The sequence below is a fragment of the Singulisphaera rosea genome, from assembly GCF_054877945.1.
In genome coordinates, this window is sequence record NZ_JBTYIP020000006.1 from 391160 (window position 1) to 413047 (window position 21888).

The window sequence follows — 21888 nt, forward strand, 5'->3', positions numbered from 1 at the left end:
CGAACGATTTCGGGGCGGCTATCCTGCTGATTCCGGACGCTCTCGGCCGTCCGCCACCCTCGAGCCTGCGAAGTGGATTCGCGCACATCTCGACGAGAGGGCTATCAGCATGTCGCATTGGTGTGTCTCGCCCCGACTTCTCCTCGCGAGCCTCTTATTCATGATCTTGCCCGCCTCTTCGGTCTTCGCGCAGCGGCCTGCGCCGAAGCGGGCCCCGGCGAACGACGCGGAAGGGGAAGACCGTCGCGATGCACTCGCGATGGAGCGGTTCCTCACGCTCCTCGAGAAGAACCCCCGGCGAGGGACGGCGCTCGACAAGGTTTTCGGCTATCACGTCGAGCGGGGCACGCTCGATTTATTTATTAAGAAGTATGAAGATCGCGTTACCAAGGATGCGAAGGACGGGGTCGGCTGGCTCGTCCTCGGGCTCCTGGAATCGCAGCGAGGCCGGGACGCCGCGGCGGTCGCCGCGTTCCGACGCGCCGAGGAGGCCCGCCCCGACGACCCGATGCCCTCGTATTACCTGGGGCAGGCGCTCGTCCTCGTCGGCCAGCCCGATGACGCGGCGGTGGCGTTCGAACGGTCGATCGAGCGGAAGCCGAAGCGGAACGACTTGCTCGAGATCTTCCAGGCGCTCGGCCGGGTGTATCAGCGGGCGCAGAAGACCAAGGAGGCGCTGGCGGTCTGGGGCCGCCTCGAGGCGCTCTTCCCCGCCGACCCTCGGGTCCGCGAGCAGATCGCCTCGGCCCTCGCCGAAGAAGGGCAGGCCGAGCAGGCCTTGCCGCGTTACGAGGCCCTGGCCGGTTCGAGCAAGGACCCGTTCCGACAGGCCCAACTCGCGATGACCGCGGCCGACCTCAAGGTCCGCCTGGGACGGTCCGAGCCCGCGCTCCGCGACTTCGAGTCGCTCCTGTCCAAGCTTCGCCCCGACAGTTGGCTCTATCGCGAAGTCCGGCGCAAGATCGACGAGGTCTTCCTCCGGAACGACGACCAGGCGGGCCTCGCCGCCTACTACGAGCGCTGGATCCGGAAGAATCCCGAGGACGTCGAGGCCCTCGTCCGCCTCGGCAAGGCCCTGGCGGCCCAGGGGAGGCTCGGCGAGGCACGCGGTTGGTACGAGAAGGCGATCAAGCTCGCCCCCTCGCGTCGTGAGCTTCGGCTCGCGCTCATCGGCCAGCTCGTCCAGGACCAGAAGTTCGCCGACGCGGCCGCCCAGTACGAGGCGATGGACAAGGCCGAGCCGAACAACCCCGACACCCTGAGGGACTGGGGTGGATTGCTCCTGCGCGACACCGCGAAGGCCGAGGCCACTCGCAAGGCCGACGCCGCGGTCGTCTGGCGGAGGCTCCTCGAGGCCAGGCCCAAGGACCCCGTGATCGTCGCCCAGGTCGCCGACCTGTTTCGACAGGCGGAGCTGGTCGACGGAGCACTCGAGCTTTATCGCAAGGCCATCGAGCTCGCCCCGGCCGACCCGCAGTACCGCGAGTATCTCGGTGAGTATCTCCATGCGCTGAAGCGTTCCGACGAGGCCCTCGCGACCTGGCGCAAGATCGCCGAAGGGCCGAACCGCAACGCCAAGAACCTGGTGCGTTTGGCCGAGGTCCTCGCCGGGTTCGGCTACCTCACGCAGGCGATCCCGCCGATGACCGAGGCGATCCCGCTCGACGGCGACGACTTCGCCCTGCGGTCCAAGTTCGCCGAGATGCTCCACCGGTCTGAACGGTACGACGAGGCCAGGGCGCAGCTCGACGTCGCCGAGAGGCTGGCCGACAACGACGAAGAGAGGTCGGCGGCCCTCGAGGCCCAGGTCAAGAACGACCTCGCCGGTGCCAAGGTCGCGGCACGGGTCGAGGAACTCCGCAAGGAGCTCGACGCGGAGAAGCCGGCCCCCGATCGCCTGGGCCGCCTGGCCCGCTACCTCGAGGCCGACGGCAAGCTCCCCGAGGCGAACGTCGCGGTGAATCGGGCGATCGAGGTCGATCCCCGATCGGTCCGGGCATGGGCCCTGGCGGCCCGGCTCCGCGAGTCGGCCGGGCAACTCGGCGACGCGGCCGACGCGTTCCGCAAGCTCGCGGACCTCGACCGCCGCAACCGCTCCGAGTACCTGACCGGAGTCGCCAAGCTCGAGGCGAGGCTCGGGCGGGTCGACCAGGCCCTCAAGGCCGGCCGCGACCTCATCGCCGCGGCACCCGGGAACCCCGAGCACTACGAGTTCTACGCCGGGCTTTGCCTCCAGCTCGGGCGCAACGACGAGGGACTCGACGCCCTGCGCCGGGCCGTGCGGATCAACCCCAACGAGCCCAAGGTCATCCTCACCCTGGCCGAGAATCTCGCCGGCCAGTTCCGCACCGAAGAGGCGATCGAAATCTACTGGCGCGCCTTCGAGAAGACCGAAGACCTCGACGGGAAGATCGGCGTGGTGCCCCGCCTGACCGACCTCTATCTCCAGCGCAACCAGTTCGACCGGCTCCTCGCCCGGCTCCAACGCGAGCAAGGAGAAGCCCAGGACCAACGGCTCCAGCGCGAGCTGGCGATCTGCCTGGCCCAGGCATACGCAAGCTCGGGCGACCTCGGCATGGCCCGCTCCGAGCTCGAACGGCTCCTGGCGAGCAATACGCGCGATACGCAGTTGCTCAAGCAATTGTCGAAGCTCGCGGAGGAGGAGGGGGACCTCGAAGGGGCGGCGAAGTACCAGAAGCAGTTCGTCGAGCTCGCGCCGAGCGACGAGGAGTCGGCCCGCCTGGCGTACCTCTACGTCCGCTTCGGCGACATCGAGGAGGCCCAGGGGCTCTGGACGCGCATGGCCTCCGGGCAAAATGAGCCCCATCGCGTTCTCCAGGCGATCGACAGCCTCTTGGGCAACGACCAGGCGAAGGCGGTCCTCGAGATCACCGAGGCGATGGTCCGCAAGGATCCGCACGACTGGGAGGCCCTCTATCGAGAAGGAGAGGCCCTGGCCAAGCTCGAGAAGCCCGACGACGCGTCGACTCGATTCCGGGCCCTGCTCGAGCTCCGCACCGACGACGACGACTCGAGCGCGATCGTCAAGGCCCGCAAACGCGATCCGAAGCTCAAGGCGGCAGGCGCCCGCCCCTCGCGGTTCGGACCGATGCAGTCGACGCCGCTCCAGGATCGGATCAACGCCGTCTCGCAGATCCGGATGGCCACGGGCCTCGAGACTCGCCCCTACTACTCCTCGAGCCGGACCCAGGCCTCGGCCTGGGCCCCTCCCGACTTCGGGCAGGCCCGGATGGCGGCCCTCGGCTGGCTCTCGAGCCTCGCCGGCAAGAAGGGGAAGGCGGCGGAGGACAAGGTCCTGGCCGAGATCCGCACGGCCAGGGACAAGCCCCCCCGCGACCCCCGGACGTTCTGGGATTGGTACTACCTCTGCGCGATGCGGAACGAGAACCGCGACGCCTACGAGGCCGCCCGTGCCCTGAGCCACGAGGCCGCCTCGGACCCGACGGCCCTCTGGGTCTACCTGACGTCGCTCGGGGCCCGGCAGTTCGGCTCGGGGAATCAGTATTACGTCGCCCCGGGGACCGAGGACAAGGACGGGACCCCGGCGCTGGCACCCGAAGAGGTCGCCCACGTCCTGGCGTGCTACGACGGCCTGCGCAAGCGGAGGCCCGACCTGGTGCAGGGGGCCGTCATCAGCAACGTCGCGGTCGAGCTGAAACGAGCCAAGCGGGCCGGCGACGGCGACCGCCTCTATCGCGAGTCGATCGAGTCGGCCGACCAGATCGGCCAGATCGCGTCCATCTTCGGGCTCGCCGGGCAGCGCGGGGATGTCGACGGCCTGCTCCGACTCTTCGACAAGTACGACCGGCTCCAGGCCGCCCAGTCGTCGGGCGTCTACTCGTCGGGCAACTTCTATTTCGAGGGGCCGGCGAACTCGATGGGGCAGGCGATGAGCGTCCGGGCGACGGCGAAGGCGTACGGCGACGTCCTCCGGCTCCTCGACCACTACCTGGCCTCGGCGCGGCGGAAGCACGAGATGCAGCCCCAGTACGGTCGCGCCTCGCGCTTCGGGAACCGTTATTCCCCGGGCTCGACTCCTTATTACAGCATCTGGCTCGGCTCCAAATCGAACTACGTCCAGCTCCCATTCCCGTTGCCGAATGAGTATTACGACACCGGGGCGATCACCTTGCTCCGGACGGCGTATGAACTCTACAAGCGCGACGACCTGGCCAGCGACCTCAATAACCATTTCCGAGAGCAGGCCGAGGCCGCCCCGACGGCGGCCGACGCGACCTACCCGAGGCTGGCGCTCAGCTACCTGGCCTGGTGGGACGACGACAAGGACGCCGCGATCGCGGAGTTCACCAAGGTCGCCGAGGCGTCCAAGGTCGAGTCCGACCTCAGGCTCGTGCTGGCCGAGCTCCTCGAGAAGCGGGGAGACGCGGCCGACGCCCTCGCCATGGTCGACACGGTCAAGCCCCTCGACAACGCCACGATGCAGCGCCGGGAGGAGCAGGCCCTGCGGCTCGCGGTCCTGACGGGCAGCCTCGAACGCGCCCGGAACGCCGCCGAGCGTCTGTTCGGGCTCCGACTCGACACCGACACCCAGGTCCGGCTCGCTAGCCAGATGAACCAGCTCGGGATGCACGACCTGGCCGAGTCCGTCCTCGCCCGCGCCCGACGCCGCGCGGGCGGCAAGGCCTCGGCCCTCGTCGGCCTGATGCTCCAGTACCAGCGGCAGGACAAGGCGGACACGGCGATCCAGGTCGCGCTCCAGATCCTCCGGAGCACCTCCGGCGTCCGTAATAGTAATCCTTACGTCTACAATTCCGACGATCCCGACGCGGCCCGGACCTCGGCCGTCCAGGTCCTCGCCCGGTCGGGGCGGCTCAAGTCGATGATCGAACGGGTCAACGAGCAGCTCGTCCGCGCGCCGAACGCGATCCAGCTCCACCAGGCCCTGGCCGACTACTACAAGGCCGACGGCCAGCGTGACAAGGCCCGCGCCGAGCTGACGACGATCGCGAAGCTCCGCCCCGACGACGCCAACTTGCGATACCAGATCGCGACCCAGTTCGTCCAGGACAACCAGCCGGCCGAGGCGATCGAGCACTACAAGGCCGCGCTCAAGAAGGAACCGGGGCTGTTCGCGAGGAACTATTACCAGATCCAGAACGCCTTCCAGCAGGCGAACCGGATCGAAGACCTCGTCACGTTGCTCGAGGAGCTCGACGTCAAGTCGCTCGGCCAGTCCTACTATGTCACGAACCTGATCCAGTACGTGATGAACAACGAGCGGCTGCGTGACAGGGCCATGAGCCTGTTCCGCAAGGCCTGGGACGCCTTCCCCCAGGAACGCATGGAACTGATCACCTACATCCGCCGCGACGAGTTCTGGCAGCTCCCCGAGACCTACACCTACGCCCGGCAAGCAATCCTCCCCGAGCCCGGGTCCTTCGTCGCCGTGAACCAGTGGTCGACCTTCCAGAACCTCGTCTCCTATGGCGCCGACGGCCGGATGAACGGCGTGGTCTCTCGGATCCTCGACCTGGCCGCCAGCCAGGGCAAGCTTGACGAGCTCGCCGGCGAAGTCGACGCCGCCCGGGCCAAGCTGCCGGGCTGGGAGGCGGGCAAGGCCATCTCCGCCTTGATCGACTGCCGGGTCGGCAAGTTCGACGAGGCCCGAAAACTCGTGGGGGAGCTGCTCAAGCACTTCAAGGAGACCGAGGCGTCGATGCCGATCGCGCTCGGGATCATCGGCGGCGAGCTCGAGAACTACGGCCCGACGCGAGACCTGGCGACGGCCGTCTACGAAGGATGCCTGACCGAACGCAGCGACGACCCCTACGCCTTCCTTCGTTTTGACAGCAGCCCCGTGAAGCGGCTGGTCCGCATCTACGAGAAGGAAGGGCGCAAGGAGGACGCCCGGCGGACCTTGCTCTCGTTCGCGAAACCGAGGCTATATGATGGGTATAATGAAGACTATGTTCAACAGATGAGGATGCAAGGGCTGGCCTCCGCCGCCGGGGAGCTCGTCTCTCTCGGCGACACGGCCGGGGCCATCCCCCTCTTCAGCGAGTCGATCGCCCTCGGCGAATCGATGGGGGCCGACGCCCCCAACTACATCGGCAACCGCGAGGAGATCGTCGTCCAGGCCCGCGAAGGGTTGACCAGGGCGCTGCAAGCGTTGGAAGGCGACCAGCTCGTGGAGACCGTCGGGCGTCTGCTCAAGCCGACACTTGCCGGCGACTCGGCCCCGAAGGCGGGGGAGACTTCCCCCTCGAAAACGAAAGCCACTCCTCGCGACCAGGCCGTCGACCTGGTCCTCCTGGTCCATCCCCGAGACCTCGACAAGTCCGCCGTCAAGAGCCTGTTCGCCGAGTCGATCGTCGCCTGTGCCCGAGTCCCCGAACGGCTCGCGCCGATCGAAGCGACGTTGAAGTCGTTGCGTGAGCGATATCCCGAAGATTTCTCGGTGGCGATCGCTTCGGCCCTCGCCGCGATCGCGGGGGGGGACCACGATCGGATCCTCGCCTCCCTCAAGGGCCTGGACGTGCTGGTCGAGAGCAAGCCGCTCGACCCGCTCCCGGCCGGGGCGCGGGCGAATGCCCGGCAGCGGCTCGAGGCGGCGCGACAGATCCCGCTCTGGCTCGTCGCCAGGGCCGCCGGAGACCGAGACTCGGCCCGTGAGTCGATCGATCGATACACGGCCCGTGCCGTCGAGGCTGCCCGCCGGCAGGCCGACCACCGCTGGTTCTTCGCGATCCTCCGCGAGCAGGGGCAACGGGCCCTCGACCATGGCGACAAGAAAGGGGCCGAGGCGGCCTGGGCGCGGATGCTCGACGTGATCCTCGCCCGCGAGGTCGGTACGAAGAAAAGAGCCGTCCCGGTGCCCGCGAACCCGGCTCCTGTCCCTGCCCCCGCCCCCGCCCCCGCCCCGGCCCCGGCCTCGACGAAGGCCGTGATCCGCCGTACCTCGTTCCAAGCCCCGGCCGCGGTCATGGAAACCCCTGCGACCGGCGTCGTCGTTGGTCCGGCGACGGTCAAGGACGCTCGGTCGGCGAACGTGCCGATCCTCACGCTCGACCGCTTCGAGCAGGCCATGCAGATCGCGAAGCTCGCCGCCGAACACGGGCTGTCCGAGCTCAGCCTCCGCGCCGTCCGCGAGGCGCTCGAAGGGGGGCCGCCCGTGCCCAACATGACCAACCAGGAGAATACCCGGGTCGTCCGGAGGGTGGGGGGTGACAACGAGCCCATCGATGCGATCACTCCGCGAGTCATCGCACAACTCGTCGAGATCGAAGGGGTCTGGCGTCGCCACAAAGCGCCGGACGACCTCGTCTATCAGACGCTCCGCGACGTCGCGATGCCTTCGGGCCGCCCGGCGGAGGTCTTCGTGTATGCCCAGCCCCTGAACGCGGGGACGGTCCACAACCCGAGGAGCCTCGGCGAGATGCTCGCCGCCTGGGCGGTCCGGGCGGGCAAGGCGGACGATCTCCACCAGGCGATCGATCGTCGCCGGGGCCAGCCGATGGCCGCCCTGCCCGCCACGGTCCTGGCCGTTCAATTGGAGCTCGCGCTCGGGAATGTCGCGGAGACGAACGCCTCCCTGAAAGCCCTCGGCGAACGGCTGACGCAAAACCTCCTGCGACCCTCGGCGGAGTTCGCCTGCCACGCGGCGCTGCCGGCCTTATCGCGTTCCGAAACGTCCGCGACGGCGATTGGCGTGCTCGACGTTGCCATGGAAGCGTTCCAGAACGTAACCAGTTCGAATGAACCTCTCCAGACGTTATTGACGCTCCTGGCCCGTCGGCAACTCGAGCGAGGGGATCTCGAAGGGGGGCGTAAGCGGCTCGGCGACTACCTGGATTCGATCGACCGATTTTATTCCCGCTATAACGGCGACTACCCCACCTACCAACGCAAGCTCGGGCTCCAGAGGGTCGCCTCCGAATACGCCCGCGCCGGCGTCTGGGGCGATGCGCTCGAATCGCTGGGGCGGTTCGTCGACGCCCCGGCCTACTCGGGGGGAGACCCTCCCTTGGGGAGTGTGCTGATCCAGCTCGATCAGCACCTCGCCCGCCAGCCTGCCAAGGTCCGATACGAGACGCTCAAGGGCTGGACGATGCCAACATCGACGCGGCGGGTCGTCCGGATGCTCGCGACCCTCGGTTCGAAGGATGAGCCGCCGGCCCTCTTCCTCGGGAAGTCGAATTCGCCGGCCAGCCCTCCGGCCTCGAGGGTCGACGAGGTCGTCAGCACTGCGTCGTCCCTGATCGAGGCGGCCCGCGAAATTGGGACGCTCGACGCCCTCGCGGCCGAATGCGCAACCGCCGTCCAGCAGAAAGTCGAGAACGCCGAGGGGCTGCAGATCCTGGTCGAGCTCCGTCGCGGCCAAGGGGCCGCCACGAAGCCGCAGATCGCGGCGAAGATCGATGCGTTGGTCAAGGAGCACGAGGCCAGGCAGGGGCCCAATGATGTGCCGCCCGCCCCGGGAATCGTCCGCGATCGCCCGAAACCGTTGACGTTCCACTGGACCGACTATGAAGTGGCCCACTCCCTGTTGGGATGCGAGGACCCCGAGTTGCGCGACCTCGGCCTTCGGCTTGCCGACGTCCTCGTCGTACGTGCGAGGCTGTCCTCAAACGTCATGGGCTTGCCCCAACTCCGCCGAAAGGTCGCGGCGGCCCGAGCGGCTCGCGAAGGGTCCAAGGCGATGTTGGCCCGGCTCGGCCTCGGATCGGGACATTGGCACCCGGCCAGTAGTCGCGCGGCCTTTTACTCGCCCTACAACGAAGTGGGGGCCTCTCCGCTGTGGATCGCCCACGGAGGGATGGTCGCCCATCTGGCCGGACCTGACAGCGATTTTCTCTTATTTGATTACCCGCTTGCGGGAACTTATGAGTTCTCGGTCGATGCCTATGCGGGCCCGATGGAGTCGCCCGGCGTTTCGTCGCAAGGCCTTATTCTCTCCTTCCTCCCGCAAACTGTGGGCCTCCGCGTTTTCCCCGTCAGCCATAACGAGACCGTGACCCCCGCGGGTCTGATCCGCCAGAACGACCTGAACACGCTCACGGTCCAGGTCGCGCCGGGGCGTACCCGTTACCTCGTCAACGGCCACCTCGCCTTCGAGGACGACGACCCGAGTCCGACCAGCCCCTGGGTCGGGCTGATGACGGCCGGCACGCAGCAATCGGTCTGGGATCATGTGTCGATCTCGGGAAACCCGACCATCCCTCGCGAGGTCCCGCTCAGCCACGGCTCCGCGCTCGAAGGGTGGGTTACCGCCTTCTACAACGAGACTCAACCGTTACGACTCACGAGCGGCGTGGACCCGTCGACGGCCCGGCTGGCCCTCCCCGGTCGACCGTCACGCTCGAGTATTCGGGCCAAGTCCGCCGTGAAGACCCCGATCAATCCCGACGACTACGACTGGTCGTCCGTGGACGGCGTCATCCGAGGCCGTCGATCGCTGGGGGCGGTCCGACCCAACGCGAGGATCTCCGTCGAAGGGGCCCCCTCGACCCAGAGCCGGCTCTACTATTTCCGGCCGCTCCGCGACGGGGACGTCCTCGAATATGAGTTCTACTATGAGCCCGACCAGGTCATTGGCCACCCGGCGATGGATCGGCTCGCCTTCCTGCTCGAGCCCGAGGGCGTGCGGCTGCACTGGATGACCATCGGCCTGGAGGACCCCTCGGGTGTCTCGGCCGACAACGTGGCGGACGAGCCCGAGAATCGCCGGGGCTCGGGCAAGCTCCCGCTGAAGGCCGGGGACTGGAACGCCTTGAAGATCGCCCTGGACGGCGACGCGGTCACGCTGAGTTTGAACGGGCAGGAAATCTACCGACGCGTCCTCGAGCCGACGAATAGCCGCCAGATCGGCGTCTATCATGACAAGGGCAAGACCTCGGTCCAGATCCGCAAGGTCGTCCTGCGCGGCCGTTGGCCCGAGACCTTGCCCGAGGACCGGCGCACGGACCTGGTCTCCTCCGGCTCGGCGGGGCAGGGAAGCGCGGCCGATCGCCGGGCCCGGTACGCCATCATCGGCGAGCCCTACCTGGGACTCGAGGTCGGCGAGATCCTCCGCAAGTCCCGAGGGCTCGAACCCGAGCCGCGCCTGGCGGTCCTCTCGGATTGGGTCCTCCCGAACGACGACCACCCGGTCTTCCGCCTCCAGGGTGAGTTCACCCCGACGAACCCCGCGCCGACCGGGAAGGACGCAGAGAAGTCGTCGAGCTCTGGCCGCATCCTAACCGGCGGTGAGCTCCGATCTCCGGCCATCGAACTGGTCGACGCGGCCTCGGCGCTCGGCAAGCTCGACGAGTTAGCCGCGAAGTTCGAGAAGGCCGATGCCCCGGGCGACGCCAACCGTCGGGGCAAGCTCGCATTGCTCGCGCTCGTCGCCATCGCCAAGGGGGACGACGCCAGGGCGGCGTCGATCCTCGTCGAACTCAGGCCGATGCTCGAGAAAGTCGTGCCCGACGACCCCGAATGGGTCCGATGGCCGGACCTGGTCGTCGCCAGTCGTGCCGTCGCTCGGCCCGCCTTGCGAGAACAGACGCTCGCGATGCTGGAGACGATGGCCGGCCAGGCCCAGAAGAAGTCGCCGAGGCCCCTGTGGGAACACCAGGTCAAGAACGTGCTCGCCAGGGGCCGGGCCTTGGCCTCGACCCCCGCGCCCGCGGTTGCGTTCGGGGCCGATCCCGGGATCCCGAACTGGGCGAGCGTGACCCAGGCCCGCGCGGAGACCCGGGGGACCGGCGAGCCGATCCCCTCGTGGAGTCTGCGCGACGGGGTGTTCACCCACGACCCCGGCCATGCCCATGACATGCTCTATCTCGGCGTCCCGCTCCGGGGCGATTTCCAGCTCGATTGCGAGTTGGCCCTGGCCCCCGGGCGCGAGATCCGCGCCTCGTACGGCGGAGTAATCGTCGGTCCCAAGAACGACCTGAAGCACCTCGAGCGGTCGCAGTACGGCCGCACGCTCCCCGACATCCTCCTCACACCTCCGCTCGAGAAGACCGGCGACTGGTACAAGTACCGCCTCACGGTCAAGGGGGGCCGGATGACCTCGTTCGTGAACGGCCGCCAGGTCTTCCAGTCGTCTTTGCCCGCCGAGTGCGACCCCTGGCTGGCATTCCACAGCCCCGCGAACGCGACCGGGGGCGCTCGAAATGTCGAGATCACGGGCCAGCCGACGATCCCCGACACGCTCCAGCTCTCGAGCCTCCCCGACCTGACCGGCTGGAGGGCCGACGAGTATGGAGAATTGGTCACGGGCGACAACCCCGACTGGGACAAGCGCGGCGACGAGATCTCCGGCAGGCATCGGGACGACACCCCCGGCAGCAAGCTCGAGAGCGTGCTCCGCTACCACCGGCCGATGCTCGAGGACGGTGAAATCGCCTACGAGTTCTACTACGAGCCATCCCAGACGATGACCCACCCTGCGATCGACCGCCTGGCATTCCTCCTCGAGCCCGATGGCGTCAAAGTCCACTGGCTGACCGACGCCCAGTACGAGCGCACCGGCCTCTCGCCCGACAACTCGTCCGTCGAGCCGGAATGTCGCAAGGGGCCCAGCTCGCTCCCGCTAAAGCCCAAGGAGTGGAACAAGGCGGCCCTATCCCTCACCGGCAACAAGATCGCCCTCCGCGTTAACGGCGAGCTCGTCTACGAGCGAGCCCTCGAGCCCTCGAATCAACGAGGCTTCGGCTTCTTCCACTACGCCGACGAGACCGAGGCGCGGGTCCGCAACGTGACCTATCGCGGCGACTGGCCTCGGGCGCTCCCCAAGGGCCTCGAGAAGCAACCTTGATCGGACGGCGGTCGAGAGTGGGAGTATGCCGACGACGGTGCCTCGGGCCGACAGCGGGCTTGCCCTCCCTTCGAGGGTAGTCTCAGATGGCGAAATCGGTGGAAGACGGAAGTCTCGGGTGCCGCGGGGTGGAGTACCAACCCGTGGTACCCGAGTCCGCACCCGCATCACCGATTTGGAATGCCCGGCGGAGCGAGAAGGAGGTATCGTGGGAGACGCTGTAAGCCCCAAGATATTACAATTCGCCACTCTCGGGCATCGACTGCATTGTCGTGGCAGAAGGGGTCACTCCGACTTCGGTTGATATGCGAATGAGGCAAAAAATTCTTCGGCCGATCGGCTCGTCAAATCTCGCTTGTCACCCGTCACGGAAAGCTCGAAGAGGCAATTTCCGATGACGACCGTCTTGACCCGCCGTACCGTCGGTTTCGGCCCGGGGACGTCGGCGTCGTACTCTTGCGCGGGGCGGGCCCCGAGGAGCGTGTCGCGCCGGTCGCGAGGTTTGACGCCCCGCTCCTTGGAGGATGCGGAGCGGGCCGATTCGAGGATGCGCTCGGGGGCGTCTTTGAGGATGTCGGGCGGAAGGACCTCGACGCGGAATTCATAGGCGATCCCTTCGGCGCTGCAACTAAACGTGCGGCACTCGTCGGGCCCGAGGATCCCTGGACTCGTCTTGTGTTGCAGCGCGGCGGGGGCATGGACGCGCCACTCGCCGTCCCCAGAGGTGCTGGCCACGAAGTGCCAGCCAGGGAATGCAATCACCCCGTCCTTGCCCATGACAACCTTCGCATTGCGTTTTCGGTTCTGTTTCATCTGGCCGAGCGGGAAGTAGGGGAAGTCAGACCATTGCGTGAGATGGTCCCCCAACGCCACGTACTGCACCTCGGCCTCGCGGTAGTGGGCTCCCAGGAAACAGAGTGTTGCAAACTTGCTCCGGGCGACATGATCCTCGGGGTAGTGCTTCAAGTACTCATCGTAGACGGACTGGATGTCGGCCCAGACCTCGGCTAGTTTCAGATATTCGTTCTGATCCTGGTCGGGCATACACGCGGCCCGCAGGTGGGCATCGGCGCAGAGGATTGTGATCCCGGCCCGCCAGTTCTTTGTGTCGCGGCAAGTGCGGCCGAAGGCGACCATCTCTTCAACGGTGCCATGCCACTTCGGATCGAGCCAATCGAGCTTCGTCGCACACGCATTCCGTCGGTCTCCATCCGCCTTCATGGCGCGGTCGAACCAAAGTTCCATCGTGTCGCGATCACCGTTAATGGATTTGTCGATATCTATTAAGAAAGTGGCCGCAGAGGCGTTCTCGGGCCGGAGTTCCCACGCCTTTTCGAATGACTCCTTGGAAATCGTGAGGCGCTCACCGAGCAGACGGAAGCCATCGGCCGGGACTTCGGGAGCGAAGGCTCTTGTTCGGGCTTCCCAACCATAATCGAACCAGAAGCGACCCCGGGTTAGTAATCGCAACTCCTCAAGCTCAGGAATACCCGCCATCTTCGCATCCACCCGCTCATAGGCGGCTTCCGGAGCGACGCCGAGCCTGCGGTAATCCTTGATCGTATTGATGAGAACGTCGAGCCATCGGTCAGCCCAAAACCCGTTGTGTTCATCGGATTTCGCTCCCTCGGAGAGAATGGCAAGGGATGCGTCGAGGGTGGTGTTGATCTCGTTCTTGATGCTGTCATCCTCGGAGGGGACACTCATCAGCATGTTGGCGAAGGATTCCAGCGTTCCCGCCCGCCGGAATGCGGGATAACGGCTCGCCGCATAGGCCTTGGTTGAATCGCGTTGGAGACGGGCCGCCTTTTCGATCCCGAGGCCAGGATCGGCGCCAGACATTCGGTCGTAGAGATGGGCCACCAGGGGATCGTCGCAGCCCGCATCCTTGGCTGCCTTCGCCGCCCGAAGGATCTGGTCCGTCGTGATTTTGGAACCAGGTTCGTAGCTTTGGCGTATCGCCAGATCAATCGCCGTGCGGGCCAGATTATCCCAGCGGGGATCTCTCTTCCCGACCTTATCGTACGCGCCCACGCTGGTCCGCAGGTGCCACTCCAGCCGCTCGCGTTCTCGCTGCGCGACCTTGGCATCGTCCTGTGGGATGGGCTTGGCATCGACCTTCGCAATAAGCGTGGCCTTTCGTTGCGGGGGAGATTCGGCCTCGTCTTGTGGGTCGGACTTTGCGTCGTCCTGCGGGGCGGATTTTGCGTCTTCTTGAGGGACCGGCTTCTCTTTCGGGGAAACGACTTGGGCGTTCGTAGCCACGTCATGAGCTTTGACAGCCACCTTCTTCATTTCAGCCTGAACAGGTACTTGGGAAGAACCCGAGCAACCGGCGGCCATTAAGACGAGCGTGGCAATTGCGTATCGCATGGCTATCCTTGACGTGGAGGCATAGATGGGAGCATTCATTTGTACCATACCAGGCGTTTCGTGTGAGGGACAAGAGCGTCGGAAGTATCCGTAGAGTTTTGAGATGGGTTAGGTTGTGAATTTAGGGTAAATGGAGGAAACAGCTTGTCTGGTCGGCCTCCGGTGAACCTCGACGTGGCGAGCTCTGCACTGAGGCGATGGCTTTGTTATGGTCGGAGGATGATGAGGAACGAGTGGCGCTCCGAGACCCCGGTTCCGTTCCTAGCCTGATGTCGGATCGTTGTACTTAAGGCAGGTCCAATGACACCCGCTCCTCGGTCGCTCGTTGCGTCCGCACTCCGATACACCGATTGGTGCGCACTTGTTGAGTACCGTAGGTCTGTGCGGAGACTGTCAGCGGACGAGGAGGGCGAGGTTGGCCAGGCGTGAGAGGCAGGGTTCGATCTCGGCGCCAAACATCGCCTCGATCCGCGCGAGGTCGCGGATCGGCGCGTCGCCCTCGTAGATGGTGAATTCCTCGGACGCGGCGAGTTCCATGAGGGACCGGAGGATCGCCGCATGGTCGTTGGTGCCGTCGAGCGTTCGGAGGACGAGTTGGTCGAACCCGTCGAGCTCGACGGTTCGTCGTCGCAGGTTGGTGACCCGTTCGCCCTGCTCGGCCTGGAAGCGGGCGAGGGGGCTGGCGAAGGGGCGCTCGGAGATTTCGGTCGTGAGGCGGTGCGGGGCGATCTGGAGGTCGATCAGGTTGGACAGGTAGCCGCGGAGGAGGGCTTCACGGATCTCGTGCGGGCCGACGTCTCGCCCCGTTTCTTTGGATTGGTGCCCCTCGAGCAGCGATTGGGCCCTCATCCAGAGGTCGTCGAAGGAGAGGGAGTGGGGCCTCGTGTCGCGCAACGCGATCAGGGCGGCCTTGAGGAGCGGGTTGCTGGTGGTCAGGGCGCTCGAGCCGTCCGGACTGCGGAACTCCTCGGGGGCCTCGGAGGTGACATCCGGCTGTTCGGAGACGGGCTGGAGCGTCGTGCTCAGCCAGAGGGTCGAGAGGGTGTCCGGGGAAGGTGGCTGCTTCGAAGCGAGGCGCTCGTGATAGATCAACGTCCGTCGGAAGGTCCGGTTGCAGAGGAAGTCGGCGTATTGTTCGCGGGCGATCTCGTCCTCGGCCCAACGGTCCAGGAGTTCCAGGGCGTCGGGCGGGAGGAGTTCCACCAGGCCGGGGGCCCGGGCCTCGGCGAGGAAGCCGAGCCCCTTGGCCGACGCGAGCTTCATGAAGTCGTGGAAATAGAGCGGGTGGTTCGTCTCTTCCAGGTGTTCGTGGAAGAAGTAGGAGTTCGCGACCCCTCGGATGAACTCCTCCTCGGTCCTGAGGATTCGCGCGAAGGCGCTCGCCTTGTTCGGGATCACCCGGACCGTCTCCTCGAGGAACGACCGGGCCCGATCGACACGCTCGAGGGCGTCCGCCGGCGCCGAGGGCGCTGTGGGACGGTTCACGTGGTAGGCCAGCATCTCCCGGACCATCCCCCTCGCGTGCCAGCCCGGGTAGGTGTTGTAGCTGATGTAGGCGATCCCGTTCGGCGCGAGGTTCTCGGCGCAGATCGAGAGGATCTTGTCACGAACAGGCTCGGGGACCCACGAGAAGACCCCGTGGCAGATGATGTAATCGAACCGGCCGAAGGTGTCGTCGATGTCGGTGATGCTCAGCGTTCGCAGGTCGACGTTGCCCAGGTCGAGCGACGCGACGACCGCCCGACCGGCCTCGATCTGGCGCCGCGAGAGGTCGACCCCGACGAACTGGGCGTCGGGGAACTCGAGGGCCATCGGCATCAGGTTCCCGCCCCCGGCGCAGCCGAGCTCGAGGACCCGACAACGCTCGACGGGCGTGGTCTCGAGCCCATAGACCCGGCCGAGCGCGGCCAGGTAATCGGCGTGGCTGTGCGGGAAGCAGTGGTCCGAGTAGGGGATCTCATCGTAGCTGCTTGGCTGGTCGATCGACATGAGACGTATTCCCCTCGTCAGACATATCTAATGCTTGCTTCGATACTCTGTTTTCACCCACACGACTGTCGAGGAAACCCGGACTCGAGCATACGGCTGACGGAGATGACCTGAGACGACATCCAGGAAGGGATGTCGGGGTCAAGTGCATCAGAAACCCGTTTTTTAAGAAAAAAACAGGTTTCGGGACCGCTTGTGAGTCGCTCGGGTCTCGCGTCCGTTCCATATGCGCGTTGGAGGGGGCGTTGTGACTCCGGGGGTTTTCCTTCCTGGCCAAGGATGATCCCCTTCGGTCAGGACGCTATGCCCCGCATCCCGGCCTGGTGACAGGGACATTGGGATGTATCGATGAGGATGCGTCTTCAAAAGATGCGAGGGTCTGCTATCCGAGGCGCACGCCCGGGGATACCAGCCAACCCTTGCACTCGCCGGACTCGGGAGGATACTGGCCGTAAGAGAAGCCGGGCGGCCAGACTCTGGTCTGCTGGATCGCTAGATTGCGTGCATGGTTGCTTTCCTGGTTGATCGGACGTCCCGGCTGCGAACGTGACTAGCAAGGGCCGAGGGCCGTCACACCGGCGGGTCGACCCGTAGAATGAGGGGCAGGGGCGGTCATGGGTGACACGGGATTGAAAAGTCGGCATCTTGATCCGTCCCGCCCGAGACCCAATCGGCCATTTGGGGTTTCGGGGGGTGCTCGGAAACCGACCGTGTCGCCTGCTCCCTGCCGGCCCCGCTGCTTTCAACCCCGCCTTTGGCTCGAATGAAGATCGGCCGATCGCCCGACGCGTGATCGGAGTCATCCGGAAATCTTAGGGACCCGACGATGGAGACGTATCTGCAAGCCGACCGCGTCATGACGGTCACGACTCCGCTCGGTAAGGATGACCTGCTGCTCGTCGGCGTGAACGGGCATGAAGCCATCTCGAATCTCTTCGAATACCGCCTCGAACTGCTTGCCGAGAGAACAAAGGCCATCCCGTTCGAGGCGCTGCTGGGCCAGAAGGTCACGGCGCATCTCGCGCTCCTGAACGGTGGGCTGAGGCATTTCAGCGGCATTTGCAGCCGGATCAGCCAGGGGGCGCAGGATAATACGTTCATCTCGTACCAGATGGACGTGGTCCCCCAGGCATGGTTCCTGACGAAGAGGGCGCAGAGCCGGATCTTCCAGCAGATGTCCGTCCCCGACATCCTCAAGAAGGTCCTCGCCGGGCTGGACGTGACCTACGAGTTGCAAGGGACATACGAGCCTCGCGACTATTGCGTGCAATACCGCGAGACCGACTTCAACTTCGTCAGCCGTTTGATGGAAGAGGAAGGGATCTTCTACTTCTTCCTGCACACGGATAACGGCCACACGATGGTCGTCGCCGACAAGGCCCAGAGCTTCCCCGTCCTCCCCCAGCCGGTGTCGGTCTCGGACGGCGAGGAAGAAGACCTCGAGGAACGGCTCCGGAGGGCGCGCGAGAATCCGGACGACGTCCTCGACGACTTGGACGGGCCGACCTCCCGGGCGGGCGTGATCTTCGAAGGGTCCGAGCAGGGGGCCCACGGCGAAGAACGGATCCAGACCTGGGAGAAGACCCAGGAGCTGCGGTCCGGGCGCTACACCCTCTGGGACCACAGCTTCGAGCTCCCCCACAAGCACCTGGATGCCGACAAGACGATCATCGACAGCGTCGCGGTCGGCCAGATCACGCACAAGCTGAAGATCGGCAACAACGACAAGCTCGAGCTCTACGACTATCCCGGCGAATACGCCCAGCGCTTCGACGGCATCGACCCGGGCGGCGGGGAGCGGGCCTCGGACGTCCAGAAAATCTTCCAGGACAATGCGCGTACGGTCGAGCTCCGGATGCAGGAGGAGGCCATGGCCAGCCTGATCATCCAGGGGGCCGGGACCTGCCGGCGGTTCACCACCGGCTATTCCTTCACCTTGAACGGGCATTTCAACGGGAATGGCAACTACCTCATCACGGGCGTCCGCCACTCGGCCAGGCTGAACGACAACTACCGGTCGGGAGACAACTCGCCCGAGTTCGTCTATCAAAACACGTTCACGTGCATCCCCTTGGCTCTCACCTTTCGGCCCGTCCGCAAGACCCCCAAGCCGGTGGTGCAGGGGACCCAGACGGCCGTCGTCGCCGGCCCCTCCGGAGAGGAGATCTTCACCGACAAGTATGGCCGGGTGAAGGTCCAGTTCCATTGGGACCGCGAGGGGAAGAACGACGGCAATAGCTCGTGCTGGGTCCGCGTCGGCACCCCCTGGGCGGGCAAGAATTGGGGGATCGTGCACATTCCCCGGATCGGGCAAGAAGTCATCGTCGACTTCGAGGAAGGGGACCCCGACCGCCCGATCATCGTCGGCAGTGTTTATAACGCCGACATGATGCCCCCGTATACTCTCCCCGACAACAAGACCCAGAGCGGCGTCAAGTCGCGCAGCTCGCTCCAGGGGTCGACCGAGAACTTCAATGAGCTCCGCTTCGAGGACAAGAAGGGGTCGGAGGACGTCTACTTCCACGCCGAGAAGGACTTCCATCGGTCCGTGGAGAACGACGACGACCTCCAGGTCGGGAACGACCAGACGATCACGGTCCAGAACAATCGGACTGAGTCGGTGAAGAAGGGGGACGAGTCGGTCACGATCGAGAAGGGGAACCGCACCGTGGTCGTCTCGATGGGCGACGACACCCACCAGGTCAAGATGGGGAATCGCGACGTCCAGGTCGATATGGGCAACGACTCCCTCACGATCAAGATGGGCAACCAGACGACCAAGGTCAACCTGGGCAAGTGCTCGACCGAGGCGCTTCAGTCGATCGAGTTCAAGGTCGGCCAGAGCAGCATCAAGCTCGACCAGATGGGCGTGACGATCAAAGGGATGATGATCAGCGTCCAAGGGCAGATCCAGACCGAGGTCAAGGGTACGATGACCCAGATCAGCGGCGACGCGATGCTCCAGGCTCGCGGCGGGATCACGATGATCAACTGATCGGAAGGGGGCGTATCTTGGGAGTCGATAGGCTTGGCGGAGAGGACGAGGCGCGATCATGAGCGGCAGCGGTGAAGTCCTGGCCCAGGTGCCCGCCGCGAAGGCGGTCGAGGTCTGCGAACGCGTCACGCTCGGCGAGGAGGCCAAGGCGCTCCTCAAGACCGACATGACCCCGAAGCAGTACCTCACCCGCCTCATCGATGCGAAGCAGCCGCTCGACGCGATCCGGTTCCTGGCCCACGCGTTGCCGAAACGCGAGGCGGTTTGGTGGGCCTGCCTCTGCGCCCGCAAGGTCGCGGACCCCGAAATGCCCGAGCCGCAAACGGCCGCGCTCCGCGGGGCGGAGGCCTGGGTGGCCGACCCGACCGAGGAGAATCGTCGGGCCGGGATGTCTCTGGCCGAGGCGGCCGGGCTCGGGACCCCGGCCGGCTGTGCGGCGATGGCCGCGTTCTGGAGCGGCGGGAGCCTCGCCCCGCCCAATGTCCCCGCGGTCCCCCCGGCCGATCACCTCACCGCGCACGGGGTCGCCGGCTCGGTGATGCTCGCCGCGGTCATGACTCAGCCCGAGAAGGCCCCGGCGAAATACCAGGCGTTCTTCGAACTCGGCCTCGGCGTGGCCGAAGGGCGGCTCCGCTGGGGAGCCCCCCCGACCGAAGACCGCAAAGCGCCGGCCGAGCCGGCCCCGGCGCGACCCACGTCGGCCGCCCCACCACCACGCCCCGTCATCAATTGGGACTGAACCGATGGGACAACCCGCGGCACGTGTCGGCGACATGCACGTCTGTGCGATGATCACGGTCCTCGTCCCCCACGTGGGAGGGCCGATCCTCCCCCCGGGGGGGATCACGGTCCTCATCGGGGGCATGCCCGCCGCCAGGCTGGGCGACATGGCCGTCTGCGTCGGCCCCCCCGACGTCATAGTCCTGGGAAGCTTCACCACCCTGATCTGCAGCCAACCCGCCGCCCGGATGGGCGACCTGACCGCCCACGGCGGGACCATCGTCATGGGGCTTCCCACCGTCCTGATCGGTTGAATGTGGCCAGATGTTATGAGGAAATCTGCCTGTCTCGAAACCTGTTTTTTTTCTTAAAGAACGGGTTCCTGCGGGGCAGTCGATATCCTTCCGCGAAGATTTGTCGGCGCCAGCTCTTTGTAGGGTGGGCATCGCCCACCAAGGCTTGGAAATGCCGGTGGGCGATGCCCACCCTACAAAAGGCGATCTGTGGGAATCCAGGATCTCCCGGCAGGGGGTTGTCGACGTCGAGGGTGTCAGAAACCTGTTTTTTAAGGAAAAACAGGTTTCGGGACAGAATCTCAGACCCTCTCAATGTCCTGAACCGACGAGGCTGTGATGAACTCGCCGACGAGACTCCCGATCCCACCTTCGCCCTTCCGCCCGTCCTCGGCGCGGGGGGCCGCTCCCGAGGGAAGCCGCGTCCCCGGCCCGCTGCGCGGGCCTCGCGACCCCCGACTTGAGCGGGGTCTTGCGTCCGTCGCTCGGGCCTGGGAACTGGCCAAGTCCGAGTACCTCGAAGAGACGGTCGCCCAACATACGAGCGAAGGCTTCTCCCGCGTCGTCTCGGGCACGATCGCCCGCCTGTTGATGCCCATCGGCGTGATCGGCCCGAGGGATCTCGGATCCTCGAAAGACCTGGAGCTTGGCCTCCGATCCTTGCCGGGGGCGTCGATCGGCGTCGGCGCCGGGTCTCCCATGGCGATGGACCTGGTCGAACGACTGGGCATGGGATTCCTCACCGGCAAGCTCGTCGAGCACGTCGGGGCCGTCGACCGGGTCTTCGAGGCCGGTATCCGAGAGGCCTGGGAGTCCCAAGGCTCGCACCTCGGAGTCGACTCCGCCGCTCGGCTCATGGCCGACGCCACCGGCATCTTCTTCAGCCTCTTCCTTCAGGGCTTCGTCGCGTTCCTGGCCGACGAACTCGCCGGGCCCGCCCGTGGCCGCCTCAGGCCGATCCTGGCCCCGTTGCTGGAGCAGAGGCTATTCCGAGAGAGCGCCGGCCTTCACGAGTGGCTCCTGCGGAACTACGACCGCTCCCGCGACCAGTTCAGCGTGAAGGACGTCGGCCTGACCTTGAGCCGCGGTGGGATCCCGAGGATCCGGCCCGAGGCCGGCTTGCCGGACGTCAGCCGCCTCTACCAGTTCCGCGAATACCTGAGCGACGGCAAGACCTACAAGCAAGGCAGCGGGCCCCTCGGCGTCCCCGGCCGCGTCCAGACCCACCGGAGCCAATCCGCCCAACGCGGCGTCTCCAGCGGCACGGGCGACGACGCCGGTCACCTGATCGGCGACCGCTTCGGGGCGCCCGGCGGCCCCGAGAACCTCTCCCCCCAGAACTGGATCGCCAACCGCTACGGGACCTACAAGGGCCTTGAGGATTCCTGGGCCAAGAAGCTCTTAGACGGCGTCGACATCGAGGTCAACGTCACCGACGTCACCCGAGCGGGCGAGGACCGCCCGTTCATGCGCGAAGTGCGCTGGACGGAGCTCGGCCCGGACGATCGACGTTCGTCCGACAGCCTGACTTTCGCCAACACCCACACCCCGAAGAGTCGAGAGGCGAGGGATATCGCGCCCACTCCCACGACTCCCGGAGGGGGCCAGGTGATCGAGGTCGACTTCAAGAACAAGACCCGTATCGAGTGAGTCTTGCCGGGGAGAACCGGGGTCCTCATGCCTGGCTGGCGAAGGCGGCGTCCTCGACGTCCTGATTCGGGCGGTCGGCTGCG

Annotated in this window: 7 protein-coding genes; 5 read left to right on the plus strand and 2 right to left on the minus strand. The window is 66.0% G+C overall.

All coding sequences use genetic code 11. From position 1 onward, the window contains the following. The first annotated feature begins 109 nt into the window (after positions 1–109). Positions 110–11785: a DUF1583 domain-containing protein gene (locus ACYOEI_RS14385; protein WP_462850196.1), complete on the plus strand. Its 11676-nt coding sequence runs from the start codon at positions 110–112 to the stop codon at positions 11783–11785. A 285-nt stretch (positions 11786–12070) separates the two neighbouring features. Here the strand turns inward: ACYOEI_RS14385 and ACYOEI_RS14390 are convergent, their stop codons facing one another. Continuing rightward, positions 12071–14197: a hypothetical protein gene (locus ACYOEI_RS14390; RefSeq protein ID WP_462850197.1), complete on the minus strand. Its 2127-nt coding sequence runs from the start codon at positions 14195–14197 to the stop codon at positions 12071–12073. 354 nt (positions 14198–14551) lie between these two features. Continuing rightward, complete coding sequence (locus ACYOEI_RS14395) at positions 14552–16147, minus strand: methyltransferase regulatory domain-containing protein (RefSeq protein WP_462850198.1); 1596 nt, start codon at positions 16145–16147, stop codon at positions 14552–14554. An 826-nt stretch (positions 16148–16973) separates the two neighbouring features. On the opposite strand from ACYOEI_RS14395, the gene ACYOEI_RS14400 reads away from it, so the two are divergent. From ACYOEI_RS14400 to ACYOEI_RS14415, 4 genes are all read left to right on the plus strand, one after another. Further along, positions 16974–19142: a type VI secretion system Vgr family protein gene (locus ACYOEI_RS14400; RefSeq protein WP_462850199.1), complete on the plus strand. Its 2169-nt coding sequence runs from the start codon at positions 16974–16976 to the stop codon at positions 19140–19142. 58 nt (positions 19143–19200) lie between these two features. Then, positions 19201–19881: a DUF6931 family protein gene (locus ACYOEI_RS14405; protein WP_462850200.1), complete on the plus strand. Its 681-nt coding sequence runs from the start codon at positions 19201–19203 to the stop codon at positions 19879–19881. Positions 19882–19885: 4 nt separating this feature from the next. Continuing rightward, on the plus strand, positions 19886–20176 hold the full coding sequence (locus ACYOEI_RS14410; protein WP_462850201.1) for a PAAR domain-containing protein: 291 nt from the start codon (positions 19886–19888) through the stop codon (positions 20174–20176). A gap of 318 nt (positions 20177–20494) precedes the next feature. Beyond that, on the plus strand, positions 20495–21805 hold the full coding sequence (locus ACYOEI_RS14415) for a DNA/RNA non-specific endonuclease (RefSeq protein WP_462850202.1): 1311 nt from the start codon (positions 20495–20497) through the stop codon (positions 21803–21805). Positions 21806–21888: the final 83 nt, after the last annotated feature.